Source organism: Ferrimonas lipolytica, assembly GCF_012295575.1.
In the GTDB taxonomy this organism is placed as follows: Bacteria; Pseudomonadota; Gammaproteobacteria; order Enterobacterales; family Shewanellaceae; genus Ferrimonas; species Ferrimonas lipolytica.
This window is the reverse complement of the sequence record NZ_CP051180.1, coordinates 59,428-72,026: the sequence shown is the minus strand read 5'-3', so window position 1 is coordinate 72,026 and position 12,599 is coordinate 59,428. Positions and strand designations below refer to the sequence as shown.

At 49.6% G+C, this 12,599-nt stretch carries 12 protein-coding genes; all 12 read right to left on the bottom strand.

Features of this window, described 5'->3' with window-relative positions; translation table 11 throughout:
• Positions 1-15: 15 nt before the first annotated feature.
• The gene (nrfD, locus tag HER31_RS00315) at positions 16-963 is read right to left on the bottom strand and encodes an NrfD/PsrC family molybdoenzyme membrane anchor subunit (protein ID WP_168658738.1); all 948 of its coding nucleotides are present in this window, start codon (positions 961-963) and stop codon (positions 16-18) included.
• Positions 964-965: 2 nt separating this feature from the next.
• Positions 966-1,673: a 4Fe-4S dicluster domain-containing protein gene (locus HER31_RS00310; RefSeq protein ID WP_168658742.1), complete on the bottom strand. Its 708-nt coding sequence runs from the start codon at positions 1,671-1,673 to the stop codon at positions 966-968.
• Between the two features lie 55 nt (positions 1,674-1,728).
• Positions 1,729-2,421 (bottom strand): tetratricopeptide repeat protein, encoded by a 693-nt coding sequence (locus HER31_RS00305; RefSeq protein WP_168658741.1) that lies wholly within the window; start codon positions 2,419-2,421, stop codon positions 1,729-1,731.
• A 10-nt stretch (positions 2,422-2,431) separates the two neighbouring features.
• A complete protein-coding gene (locus HER31_RS00300; RefSeq protein WP_168658740.1) occupies positions 2,432-3,226 on the bottom strand; it encodes an FKBP-type peptidyl-prolyl cis-trans isomerase in 795 nt (264 codons plus the stop codon).
• Positions 3,227-3,267: 41 nt separating this feature from the next.
• Positions 3,268-3,690: a rhodanese-like domain-containing protein gene (locus tag HER31_RS00295; RefSeq protein ID WP_168658739.1), complete on the bottom strand. Its 423-nt coding sequence runs from the start codon at positions 3,688-3,690 to the stop codon at positions 3,268-3,270.
• Positions 3,691-3,746: 56 nt separating this feature from the next.
• Positions 3,747-5,801, bottom strand: coding sequence for a cytochrome c3 family protein (locus HER31_RS00290; protein ID WP_168663039.1), 2,055 nt, complete (start codon positions 5,799-5,801; stop codon positions 3,747-3,749).
• A 422-nt stretch (positions 5,802-6,223) separates the two neighbouring features.
• A complete protein-coding gene (gene nrfD / locus HER31_RS00285; RefSeq protein ID WP_168658738.1) occupies positions 6,224-7,171 on the bottom strand; it encodes an NrfD/PsrC family molybdoenzyme membrane anchor subunit in 948 nt (315 codons plus the stop codon).
• 2 nt (positions 7,172-7,173) lie between these two features.
• Complete coding sequence (locus tag HER31_RS00280; protein ID WP_168658737.1) at positions 7,174-7,881, bottom strand: 4Fe-4S dicluster domain-containing protein; 708 nt, start codon at positions 7,879-7,881, stop codon at positions 7,174-7,176.
• 55 nt (positions 7,882-7,936) lie between these two features.
• The gene (locus tag HER31_RS00275; RefSeq protein WP_168658736.1) at positions 7,937-8,629 is read right to left on the bottom strand and encodes a tetratricopeptide repeat protein; all 693 of its coding nucleotides are present in this window, start codon (positions 8,627-8,629) and stop codon (positions 7,937-7,939) included.
• A 10-nt stretch (positions 8,630-8,639) separates the two neighbouring features.
• Positions 8,640-9,434, bottom strand: coding sequence for an FKBP-type peptidyl-prolyl cis-trans isomerase (locus HER31_RS00270; RefSeq protein ID WP_168658735.1), 795 nt, complete (start codon positions 9,432-9,434; stop codon positions 8,640-8,642).
• A gap of 41 nt (positions 9,435-9,475) precedes the next feature.
• Positions 9,476-9,898, bottom strand: coding sequence for a rhodanese-like domain-containing protein (locus tag HER31_RS00265; protein WP_168658734.1), 423 nt, complete (start codon positions 9,896-9,898; stop codon positions 9,476-9,478).
• Positions 9,899-9,954: 56 nt separating this feature from the next.
• The gene (locus tag HER31_RS00260) at positions 9,955-12,009 is read right to left on the bottom strand and encodes a cytochrome c3 family protein (RefSeq protein ID WP_168663037.1); all 2,055 of its coding nucleotides are present in this window, start codon (positions 12,007-12,009) and stop codon (positions 9,955-9,957) included.
• Positions 12,010-12,599 lie beyond the last annotated feature (590 nt).

Here is a 12,599-nt window from a genome sequence, read left to right as displayed (position 1 = left end):
CGGTTTTAGCGTATATCAAATTGAGTAAATTTGACCTGCGTACAGTAGGAACATCCGCAAACACATCATGCCGCAAACCACACTGGCGCTGGTCATGTAGAACGCTTGGCTAGAGTGGGCAAATTTCTTGCCTAAGCCAAAGCTAAACAACAGTGGTAACGCAAAACCTAAGCCAACTACACCAAACCAAAATAGATTGGTCCAAACGCCACCTGAGAATGCCATCAAAGCGTTACTGCCGGCGCTGCCACCAAAGATCAAGCTGCTAAACAGCATAAAGATGAACAGAGCTTCAACCGCCATTACTGGCCACTCAACCTTGTGCAATACATTCATTTCAGCACTGTGCAGATCTTCTTTGAAGAACTTCACTGCCAATACCTTGGCTACCGCTGCACCGGCAGACAAGCCAGAGGCAACAAACAACGCTGGCAACACTGAAGTATTGATCAACGGGAAGCGGATCAACGCTGAGATAAGGAAACCGGTGTAAGCACAGACGGCGATAGCCAGTACCAGAGTCAACATCTCCAATGGGCGGCGGAAGCGTACTAATGCATCGACCACTGGCAATATGAAGTGCAGTGATTTAGGCAGTTGATTCAGCTCTTCGCGTAAAGCGTAAGCGGCCAACAGTGCGCTCAGCGGAATGAACGCCATTAATACAACCACACCCAAGCTCATTACTGACTGGAAGTTATAGAAAACCAAGATCTTCCAGAAGAACAGCGGGTTGGTTAAGTCGAGAACCAGACACAACATACCCAGAGCAATACCAACGAAACCAGCAACGGTGGCGCCTTTCAGCAGTGGCGTGTTGTCAGTTTGGTTCTTGTAAAAACGCATCATCAAGGCGATGGTTAACGCACCACCGGAGATCCCAGCGAAAAACAGGTAAACGGCAATCGGCCAAGGCCACGCAACGGTGCCGCCTAAACCGGTAGAGAAATCGATGCCAGTCATGATCAAATCTCCTCTTTAGTGATGGCGATGTAGTACAGGCTTGGATCAGTACCAAAGTGCTCTTTCACACGCTCAGTGTTCTTCGCTGCCAGCAGCTTAGAGACGTAAGAGGACTTGTCGTTGGCGTTGCCAAACTTCAGCGCACCAAACTTACACTCTTGCACACAGCCCGGCAGTTCACCTTTGGCAAGGTTGGTGTGTAAACAGAAATCGCAGTTGTCGGCGACCTTGGTGTCTGGGTTGATCTGACGAACGTTGTAAGGGCACGCTGTGATGCAGTACTTACAGCCAGCACAGGTGTCTGGGTTCATGGTAACAATGCCAGTCTCTTCATCACGATGAGCAGCACCGGTAGGACACACCATCACACAAGGGGCGTTCTGACACTGCTGACACGATACGCGCACGTATTTGCGTTCACAGTTACATTCGGTCTTGCCACATTTAGGACAAACCTCACCTTCAACTCGGTCAGTTTGGCGCTCTAAGTCTAAGCGAGCCATGCCTTCTGGTAGGAAGTTAACCTTGTTACAAGCGTCCTTACAGCGGCCACAACCAACACACTTGGTTTGGTCGAACACCATTACGTAGTGGGGCTTATCTGTATCAGCGGTGTCGTTGTTAGAGCTGCAACCAACCACGGTCAGTGCAGCGCCACCAACGCCTACGCTTTTAATAAAGCTACGGCGATTAAGCGTTGAGTTATTCACGTTATCCTCCAATGCTGCACCACAAAAAGCGGAAAGCAGCAGTCCATCATCATCGTTATAAATTGGCCGCCGCAAGCTTGGCTTGGGCGTTTGCCACCGCGCGTCGTATCGGCGTTTGGTCTAGTCCTACTGGCGCAGCGGTCAGCAACGCTTGCCAGTGAGAAATAGCGAGGGCGTAATCCTGTTGCAGGTAAGCGTGGTTCGCTAACAGCAACAGAGTTTCAGGCTCAACAGGGTTGAGCGCTAAACTTTGGTCGATCAGTTGTTGAGTTTCGACACTGATAACGCGGCCATCGCGGTAGTAGCTGAACTTCGCTTGCAGCCCCAAGTAGAGGCTTGTCGGTTCGAAGTACTCCAACAACCGCGACATGGTCGCAACGGCTTGGTCGTATTGGCCAACCTTGGCATACCCTTGCGCCAACTGTTGCAGCTCAACGCTGGTATTAGCGTCTTGCGCGAGTTGCTGTAGCTCCGCACGCAAGACGTAATCCAACTGACGATCCGGGCTCTGCGTAAAGTGGTCGTGGTAGCGACCCATTTGCAGATACAACGTACTACTGAGTCCAACCACCACAATGGCCAATGCCGACACAGCAAGAGCGGAACGCGGTATAGCCGGTACCACAGTCACAGCCGTTTCTGGCAGGATGGCTAACGCACTGTCATCAGCAGCCACAATGCGTCGGTGTTGCCAGCCAAGAACAGCAGCGGCAACAAATAGAATGGCGGTTAAAATAATCAGTAGCATGATGTTGGTCTTACTCGGCTGCTTGGTGGCCTAGAGCCTGATCCATGCTCATGCCATGCATCATCTGTTTGATTGGGTTGTTCACCCCAGGTTCATCCACCGTCACCAACTCAATATCGAAAATCAGCGTGGATTGCGGGTTGATGTCACCCATACCTTGGTTGCCGTAAGCCAGTTCCGCTGGCACTACGAAGCGGTATTTACCGCCCTCTTTCATCAGCTGTAGACCTTCGTTCCAACCATCAATTACGTTGATCAACGCCACTTGAGCTGGGGCACCCTTGGCGAAGGTGTTTTCAAATTCAAAACCTTCGATGGTCTTACCAACGAAGTTTACGGTTACCACGTCTTCTGGCGCAGGCTTCGGACCCGTGCCCTTGCGCAGTACCTGGTATTGCAGACCGGATTCAGTCTCAATTACGCCATCCAACTTCTTGTTGTTGGCCAAGTATTCTTTACCGGCTTTTTCATTTTCTTTAATGAACGCGGCTTTTTGCAGTTGCTGGGCTTCATTCAAGCGGATGGCGCGAGCGTTCAACATGTCTAACATGGTATCGGTGTCCAGCTGGGGCTGCTGGCGTAACGCTTCGGCGAAACCTTCGATAATCAGATCGATGTTGGCGTTTAGGCCCATCTCTTCTTGAGTAGCTAATTGGCCAGCGGTGTACTTCGCAAGAGAAGCACCGATGGCATAAGATTCTTTGTCGGCATCGCTGTTTAAGTCAGCTTTTGCCAGTGCTAGAGGGCTAGCCATCGCTACCACAACAGATAGGGCAGCTAAAGTTGGTTTAATCAAAGTTTTCATTGTGCTCTCTCGCTTAATTCAATTTGTGGTCAATACGACTGTTAAGGTTGTTCGGTCGGACGACCAGACATGCGCCAACCAAATATACCGTCCGGCATTTGACGAACGTGGGTGTAACCAAGTTTCATCACAGAATACGCTGCGATTTCACTGGCGTTACACAGACGGTTTGCGCAGTAAAAAATAAGGTGAGCATCCTTGTCTTCGGGTAATAGAGACTTCCAATCCTCTACAAAAAAGTGCACCGCACCAGGGATAAAGCCTTCGGCCCATAACTCCAGTGTGTTGACGTCATAGAAGTAAACGTCCTCTTGACCCACCAAGCTTTCCGCTTCCTGCATGGTGATGAAATCGAGGGTTAAGCGGTACGCTTGCGCTGGCGCCATATCATCACCACTGCCGGCCAAGGCCGAAACAGGCAAAATGCTTAAACAGGTGAATAAAATTGCAATCAATGTACGCATGGTATCTTCTCGAAAAGCCCCAGCGCCGAAGCGCCGGGGTTATCTGGATTAACTAATTACGACTTGTCGTAACCAGCGTTGTCCATGGTCTGCTGAGCATCTTGTACAAAGATCCACGCTTCGTTCATCAGGCGTTTCGCCATGGCAGGACCGTGAACACCCCAAGAACCGTCTTTCTCAATCAGAGCAACGTTCTGGCGAGCTTTGTCTACCATCATCATTACGCTGGCTTTCTCAGAGATAGACAGGCGAGTGATGTTCATCAGTTCGTCAATGCGAGCGATCTGGTTAATAACTTTGGCGTGCAGCTCCTGTACCGGACCCTGCCATTCCATTACTTCACCGTAGATCTCTTTCTGGTCTTCGAAGTGCAAGCCTTCATCCAACTCAGACTGGAACTGAGAGTGACAGCCTTTACCGTTCAGAACCGTGATGTCCTGTGAAGAAGTACGAGCACAGGTCCACATCAAATCAAGGTAAGCGTGGTTGTCTTCGTCTTTCGCTACAGTCCAACCCTTCACGTCAGAAGTACGTGGCTTGCCTTCTGGCGGGTTCAGAGTCTTCGCGATTGGATCCACTTTGATGTTCCAGATGTGCGAAGCACGAACGTTGTCGAAGCCTGCTTGGTCTGGGAACTGGATCGCAGTGAACTTCTCACAAGAGCCCATGTTCGGCATGTGACAAGAAGAACAGCTGTTTTCGCCGTGAGGTGCGTTGGTCTTAAAGAACTCAAGCTGAGTAGCGTGACAGTCTTCACACTCTTTCTTCAGGTTGGTCTTGGTAACGCTGGTCAGGTAGCTGCCTTCAGTCACTTCGTGTGGATCGTGACAAGTAGTACAGCGCATGCCTTTTTCGTAGTGAGCGGAGTTGAACATCTGGGAACCTTCGGTACCACAAGATGGGCAAGAACCCTTCATCTTCACGTTAAAGCCATCTTCAGGCTTGGCGTTAGGGCCTTCAGCCATATCAGACACGTAGTTGAAACGCTGGTGACAACGTTCACAGTTAGAAGGCATACCGCCGCCTACACCGCCATCCAAGTGAGCGCCAGCGCCGTGACACTCTTCACAAGAGATACCTTTAGAGATGGTGTGCTCGCGCAACGCTTCTGGGTTACCCAGATCAGCGAAGAAGTCTTCTTTGGTTTGGTAATCGAACTTGAAGGTGTGACACACTTCACAGTAAGAAGAAGCTGGCTGGAACAAGAACTCTTTGTCTTGCTTAGCACCGTAGGAGTTAACACCCCAGGTGTTGGAGCCAGAGTTACCAAACTCTTCCATCTTGGTTGGGAAGGTTGGGATCACTTCAGCAATCTCACGCGCCTTCTCAGGAGTCAGGAAGGTGGTCCAGTTCATGGAGAACTGGTTAGAACCCGCGTGAACAGTACCAGTACCGTCTTTCAGCAAGCCGCCACGTACGGTGTAAGAACCACGTACTAGGTAAGAATCCAAGAAACCGTATTTGGTACGTGGAGTACCAATAACCGCGTAGATGGCATCAGCAGTGATACCTTCTGGCAGCAGGCCGTTTTTGCCACCGTGAGCAGGCTTCTTCAGATCGCCGCCAACTTCTTCCATTTCATCTGGGAAACGAACCACTTTAGCGTGACGGGAGCGAGACCATTTTTCGTACTGAACCGCGTGACACTCGCCACAAGCTTCAGGACCGATGAACTTGTTAGGGAAGTCCAAGATAGACTTAGCGCCCAAACGGTACTGAACCGCTTTGGTGCGGTGAGAACCATCATCAGAATCTGCAGTGTATTGCTCGGAGTTACCAGTGTGCAGGTACTCTTCACCACGGTCAGAGATGTGTGGCTTACCGACGATACGACCTTCTGGGATGTAGGTTTTGAAAATCGGGTGATTTTCAAACAAGAAATCCCACATCTCTTTTTCAGTGATGATGTAGTCGTGCAGTGTTCGTACACCGCGAGTTTCTAACGTTGGTTTAGGGTTAGCAAATACACCGCGAGATTGCGGGGACATTTGATGGCCGTCAGCACTGCGAGGGCCGATATCTGGCGCATCGCTGTGACCGCTTGCTTGAGCGCCCAGTGCAGCAGCGCACAGAACAGCAACAAGGCTTGCTTTGGTTTTCCAGGTTTTCATCATTCTCTCCTAGTTATCGTTATCGCTAAATGGCCAGCAGAAGTCAGTTTTTCTCTGGCCACCGCAAGTAACCGAAACGCATTTTGCCGAATAACAACCAAGAAAAAGTGAGCTGGGAACACAATTCATTTAGCGTTCACTAATCAAACTTAAGGGAAAATTAATTCACTTTAAAAACAGTAATTTATTTCAAATTAATTGAAACTTTTTCATTCTTTTTTAGGTTTTTTTAGATCTTTTAGCGAATCGAGATTCACACTAAGATCACAAAAATACAGTAACAACCTACGCTAATCACGCAGACCATATTCTCAGGAGGCAATGAGCTTCAATGGGGCGAGCTACGGCGCAATTAACCTAGCGCATTAAAAAAGCCTGCATAAGCAGGCTTTGGGATTTCGATCTAGTTATCGGGCTGTCAATTAGATTGAGTAGATCTGACCTGCGTACAGTAGGAACATCCGCAAACACATCATGCCGCAAACCACACTGGCGCTGGTCATATAGAACGCTTGGCTAGAGTGGGCAAATTTCTTGCCTAAGCCAAAGCTAAACAACAGTGGTAACGCAAAACCTAAGCCAACTACACCAAACCAAAATAGATTGGTCCAAACGCCACCTGAGAATGCCATCAAAGCGTTACTGCCGGCGCTGCCACCAAAGATCAAGCTGCTAAACAGCATAAAGATGAACAGAGCTTCAACCGCCATTACTGGCCACTCAACCTTGTGCAATACATTCATTTCAGCACTGTGCAGATCTTCTTTGAAGAACTTCACTGCCAATACCTTGGCTACCGCTGCACCAGCAGACAAGCCAGAGGCAACAAACAACGCTGGCAACACTGAAGTATTGATCAACGGGAAGCGGATCAACGCTGAGATAAGGAAACCGGTGTAAGCACAGACGGCGATAGCCAGTACCAGAGTCAACATCTCCAATGGGCGGCGGAAGCGTACTAATGCATCGACCACTGGCAATATGAAGTGCAGTGATTTAGGCAGTTGATTCAGCTCTTCGCGTAAAGCGTAAGCGGCCAACAGTGCGCTCAGCGGAATGAACGCCATTAATACAACCACACCCAAGCTCATTACTGACTGGAAGTTATAGAAAACCAAGATCTTCCAGAAGAACAGCGGGTTGGTTAAGTCGAGAACCAGACACAACATACCCAGAGCAATACCAACGAAACCAGCAACGGTGGCGCCTTTCAGCAGTGGCGTGTTGTCAGTTTGGTTCTTGTAAAAACGCATCATCAAGGCGATGGTTAACGCACCACCGGAGATCCCAGCGAAAAACAGGTAAACGGCAATCGGCCAAGGCCACGCAACGGTGCCGCCTAAACCGGTAGAGAAATCGATGCCAGTCATGATCAAATCTCCTCTTTAGTGATGGCGATGTAGTACAGGCTTGGATCAGTACCAAAGTGCTCTTTCACACGCTCAGTGTTCTTCGCTGCCAGCAGCTTAGAGACGTAAGAGGACTTGTCGTTGGCGTTGCCAAACTTCAGCGCACCAAACTTACACTCTTGCACACAGCCCGGCAGTTCACCTTTGGCAAGGTTGGTGTGTAAACAGAAATCGCAGTTGTCGGCGACCTTGGTGTCTGGGTTGATCTGACGAACGTTGTAAGGGCACGCTGTGATGCAGTACTTACAGCCAGCACAGGTGTCTGGGTTCATGGTAACAATGCCAGTCTCTTCATCACGATGAGCAGCACCGGTAGGACACACCATCACACAAGGGGCGTTCTGACACTGCTGACACGATACGCGCACGTATTTGCGTTCACAGTTACATTCGGTCTTGCCACATTTAGGACAAACCTCACCTTCAACTCGGTCAGTTTGGCGCTCTAAGTCTAAGCGAGCCATGCCTTCTGGTAGGAAGTTAACCTTGTTACAAGCGTCCTTACAGCGGCCACAACCAACACACTTGGTTTGGTCGAACACCATTACGTAGTGGGGCTTATCTGTATCAGCGGTGTCGTTGTTAGAGCTGCAACCAACCACGGTCAGTGCAGCGCCACCAACGCCCACGCTTTTAATAAAGCCGCGGCGATTAAGCGTTGAGTTATTCACGTTATCCTCCAATGCTGCACCACAAAAAGCGGAAAGCAGCTGTCCATCATCATCGTTATAAATTTGCCGCCGCAAGCTTGGCTTGGGCGTTTGCCACCGCGCGTCGTATCGGCGTTTGGTCTAGTCCTACTGGCGCAGCGGTCAGCAACGCTTGCCAGTGAGAAATAGCGAGGGCGTAATCCTGTTGCAGGTAAGCGTGGTTCGCTAACAGCAACAGAGTTTCAGGCTCAGCAGGGTTGAGCGCTAAACTTTGGTCGATTAATTGTTGAGTTTCGACGCTGATAACGCGGCCATCGCGGTAGTAGCTGAACTTCGCTTGCAGCCCCAAGTAGAGGCTTGTCGGTTCGAAGTACTCCAGCAACCGCGACATGGTCGCAACGGCTTGGTCGTATTGGCCAACCTTGGCATACCCTTGCGCCAACTGTTGCAGCTCAACGCTGGTATTAGCGTCTTGCGCGAGTTGCTGTAGCTCCGCACGCAAGACGTAATCCAACTGACGATCCGGGGTCTGCGTAAAGTGGTCGTGGTAGCGACCCATTTGCAGATACAACGCACTACTGAGTCCAACCACCACAATGGCCAATGCCGACACAGCAAGAGCGGAACGCGGTATAGCAGGTACCGCAGTCACAGCCGTTTCTGGCAGGATGGCTAACGCACTGTCATCAGCAGCCACAATGCGTCGGTGTTGCCAGCCAAGAACAGCAGCGGTCGCAACCAAAATACTTACTAGGATCGTCATTAACATGGTGATTGCCTTACTCGGCCGCGTTGTGACCCAACGCCTGATCCATGCTCATGCCATGCATCATCTGCTTGATTGGGTTGTTCACCCCAGGTTCATCCACCGTCACCAACTCAATATCGAAAATCAGCGTGGATTGCGGGTTGATGTCACCCATACCTTGGTTGCCGTAAGCCAGTTCCGCTGGCACTACGAAGCGGTATTTACCGCCCTCTTTCATCAGCTGTAGACCTTCGTTCCAACCATCAATTACGTTGATCAACGCCACTTGAGCTGGGGCACCCTTGGCGAAGGTGTTTTCAAATTCAAAACCTTCGATGGTCTTACCAACGAAGTTTACGGTTACCACGTCTTCTGGCGCAGGCTTCGGACCCGTGCCCTTGCGCAGTACCTGGTATTGCAGACCGGATTCAGTCTCAATTACGCCATCCAACTTCTTGTTGTTGGCCAAGTATTCTTTACCGGCTTTTTCATTTTCTTTAATGAACGCGGCTTTTTGCAGTTGCTGGGCTTCATTCAAGCGGATGGCGCGAGCGTTCAACATGTCTAACATGGTATCGGTGTCCAGCTGGGGCTGCTGGCGTAACGCTTCGGCGAAACCTTCGATAATCAGATCGATGTTGGCGTTTAGGCCCATCTCTTCTTGAGTAGCTAATTGGCCAGCGGTGTACTTCGCAAGAGAAGCACCGATGGCATAAGATTCTTTGTCGGCATCGCTGTTTAAGTCAGCTTTTGCCAGTGCTAGAGGGCTAGCCATCGCTACCACAACAGATAGGGCAGCTAAAGTTGGTTTAATCAAAGTTTTCATTGTGCTCTCTCGCTTAATTCAATTTGTGGTCAATACGACTGTTAAGGTTGTTCGGTCGGACGACCAGACATGCGCCAACCAAATATACCGTCCGGCATTTGACGAACGTGGGTGTAACCAAGTTTCATCACAGAATACGCTGCGATTTCACTGGCGTTACACAGACGGTTTGCGCAGTAAAAAATAAGGTGAGCATCCTTGTCTTCGGGTAATAGAGACTTCCAATCCTCTACAAAAAAGTGCACCGCACCAGGGATAAAGCCTTCGGCCCATAACTCCAGTGTGTTGACGTCATAGAAGTAAACGCCTTCTTGACCCACCAAGCTTTCCGCTTCCTGCATGGTGATGAAATCGAGGGTTAAGCGGTACGCTTGCGCTGGCGCCATATCATCACCACTGCCGGCCAAGGCCGAAACAGGCAAAATGCTTAAACAGGTGAATAAAATTGCAATCAATGTACGCATGGTATCTTCTCGAAAAGCCCCAGCGCCGAAGCGCCGGGGTTATCTGGATTAACTAATTACGACTTGTCGTAACCAGCGTTGTCCATGGTCTGCTGAGCATCTTGTACAAAGATCCACGCTTCGTTCATCAGGCGTTTCGCCATGGCAGGACCGTGAACACCCCAAGAACCGTCTTTCTCAATCAGAGCAACGTTCTGGCGAGCTTTGTCTACCATCATCATTACGCTGGCTTTCTCAGAGATAGACAGGCGAGTGATGTTCATCAGTTCGTCAATGCGAGCGATCTGGTTAATAACTTTGGCGTGCAGCTCCTGTACCGGACCCTGCCATTCCATTACTTCACCGTAGATCTCTTTCTGGTCTTCGAAGTGCAAGCCTTCATCCAACTCAGACTGGAACTGAGAGTGACAGCCTTTACCGTTCAGAACCGTGATGTCCTGTGAAGAAGTACGAGCACAGGTCCACATCAAATCAAGGTAAGCGTGGTTGTCTTCGTCTTTCGCTACAGTCCAACCCTTCACGTCAGAAGTACGTGGCTTGCCTTCTGGCGGGTTCAGAGTCTTCGCGATTGGATCCACTTTGATGTTCCAGATGTGCGAAGCACGAACGTTGTCGAAGCCTGCTTGGTCTGGGAACTGGATCGCAGTGAACTTCTCACAAGAGCCCATGTTCGGCATGTGACAAGAAGAACAGCTGTTTTCGCCGTGAGGTGCGTTGGTCTTAAAGAACTCAAGCTGAGTAGCGTGACAGTCTTCACACTCTTTCTTCAGGTTGGTCTTGGTAACGCTGGTCAGGTAGCTGCCTTCAGTCACTTCGTGTGGATCGTGACAAGTAGTACAGCGCATGCCTTTTTCGTAGTGAGCGGAGTTGAACATCTGGGAACCTTCGGTACCACAAGATGGGCAAGAACCCTTCATCTTCACGTTAAAGCCATCTTCAGGCTTGGCGTTAGGGCCTTCAGCCATATCAGACACGTAGTTGAAACGCTGGTGACAACGTTCACAGTTAGAAGGCATACCGCCGCCTACACCGCCATCCAAGTGAGCGCCAGCGCCGTGACACTCTTCACAAGAGATACCTTTAGAGATGGTGTGCTCGCGCAACGCTTCTGGGTTACCCAGATCAGCGAAGAAGTCTTCTTTGGTTTGGTAATCGAACTTGAAGGTGTGACACACTTCACAGTAAGAAGAAGCTGGCTGGAACAAGAACTCTTTGTCTTGCTTAGCACCGTAGGAGTTAACACCCCAGGTGTTGGAGCCAGAGTTACCAAACTCTTCCATCTTGGTTGGGAAGGTTGGGATCACTTCAGCAATCTCACGCGCCTTCTCAGGAGTCAGGAAGGTGGTCCAGTTCATGGAGAACTGGTTAGAACCCGCGTGAACAGTACCAGTACCGTCTTTCAGCAAGCCGCCACGTACGGTGTAAGAACCACGTACTAGGTAAGAATCCAAGAAACCGTATTTGGTACGTGGAGTACCAATAACCGCGTAGATGGCATCAGCAGTGATACCTTCTGGCAGCAGGCCGTTTTTGCCACCGTGAGCAGGCTTCTTCAGATCGCCGCCAACTTCTTCCATTTCATCTGGGAAACGAACCACTTTAGCGTGACGGGAGCGAGACCATTTTTCGTACTGAACCGCGTGACACTCGCCACAAGCTTCAGGACCGATGAACTTGTTAGGGAAGTCCAAGATAGACTTAGCGCCCAAACGGTACTGAACCGCTTTGGTGCGGTGAGAACCATCATCAGAATCTGCAGTGTATTGCTCGGAGTTACCAGTGTGCAGGTACTCTTCACCACGGTCAGAGATGTGTGGCTTACCGACGATACGACCTTCTGGGATGTAGGTTTTGAAAATCGGGTGATTTTCAAACAAGAAATCCCACATCTCTTTTTCAGTGATGATGTAGTCGTGCAGTGTTTGTACACCGCGAGTTTCTAACGTTGGTTTAGGGTTAGCAAATACACCGCGAGATTGCGGGGACATTTGATGGCCGTCAGCACTGCGAGGGCCGATATTTGGCGCATCGCTGTGACCGCTTGCTTGAGCGCCCAGTGCAGCAGCGCACAGAACAGCAACAAGGCTTGCTTTGGTTTTCCAGGTTTTCATCATTCTCTCCTAGTTATCGTTATCGCTAAATGGCCAGCAGAAGTCAGTTTTTCTCTGGCCACCGCAAGTAACCGAGGCAAAGTTTGCCTAATAACAACCCATAAAAAGTGACCAGAGCACACAATTCGTCACGCATTCAGCACTAAAAGCGAAGCCAATCAAAAAGTTATTTAAAAACAGTTACTTGATGTGTTTTTGTTGACATTTTTTTATCGTTTTTTAGAGGCTTTTTAGAACTAAAAAACCGAAACTTATTCACCAAGCTAACGTTTGGGTCACGTACTGCTGAGGAGTTCCACCGTATCTCGCAAACAATCTCAATCAAGACGAACAACTTTCACTTTAAGGGAGGGACGAAACTGTAAAGTTGAGGTATCGGTGGTGTGGAATTCAGGCTAAGAAGAAAGCGTATCGCGGTGTAATCGATGATATGAATCAGCACAACAGTTTGTAGACGTACAACTGAATTAATTCTCACTATCACTAACGGTCTAGTCCAATTGCCAGCTTATTATTTAGGCTGTGTCGTAGTTAAGTGTTGAGGTTTATATCAAGCCTTCGACCCTACCGATTGTGGTGTTTTAGAGGAT

Excerpts from the sequence above, each read along its gene's own strand:
- nrfD (WP_168658738.1), bottom strand. The coding sequence starts at position 963 with ATGACTGGCATCGATTTCTCTACCGGTTTAGGCGGCACCGTTGCGTGG.
- HER31_RS00305 (WP_168658741.1), bottom strand. The coding sequence starts at position 2,421 with ATGCTACTGATTATTTTAACCGCCATTCTATTTGTTGCCGCTGCTGTT.
- HER31_RS00300 (WP_168658740.1), bottom strand. The coding sequence starts at position 3,226 with ATGAAAACTTTGATTAAACCAACTTTAGCTGCCCTATCTGTTGTGGTA.
- HER31_RS00295 (WP_168658739.1), bottom strand. The coding sequence starts at position 3,690 with ATGCGTACATTGATTGCAATTTTATTCACCTGTTTAAGCATTTTGCCT.
- HER31_RS00290 (WP_168663039.1), bottom strand. The coding sequence starts at position 5,801 with ATGAAAACCTGGAAAACCAAAGCAAGCCTTGTTGCTGTTCTGTGCGCT.
- nrfD (WP_168658738.1), bottom strand. The coding sequence starts at position 7,171 with ATGACTGGCATCGATTTCTCTACCGGTTTAGGCGGCACCGTTGCGTGG.
- HER31_RS00275 (WP_168658736.1), bottom strand. The coding sequence starts at position 8,629 with ATGTTAATGACGATCCTAGTAAGTATTTTGGTTGCGACCGCTGCTGTT.
- HER31_RS00270 (WP_168658735.1), bottom strand. The coding sequence starts at position 9,434 with ATGAAAACTTTGATTAAACCAACTTTAGCTGCCCTATCTGTTGTGGTA.
- HER31_RS00265 (WP_168658734.1), bottom strand. The coding sequence starts at position 9,898 with ATGCGTACATTGATTGCAATTTTATTCACCTGTTTAAGCATTTTGCCT.
- HER31_RS00260 (WP_168663037.1), bottom strand. The coding sequence starts at position 12,009 with ATGAAAACCTGGAAAACCAAAGCAAGCCTTGTTGCTGTTCTGTGCGCT.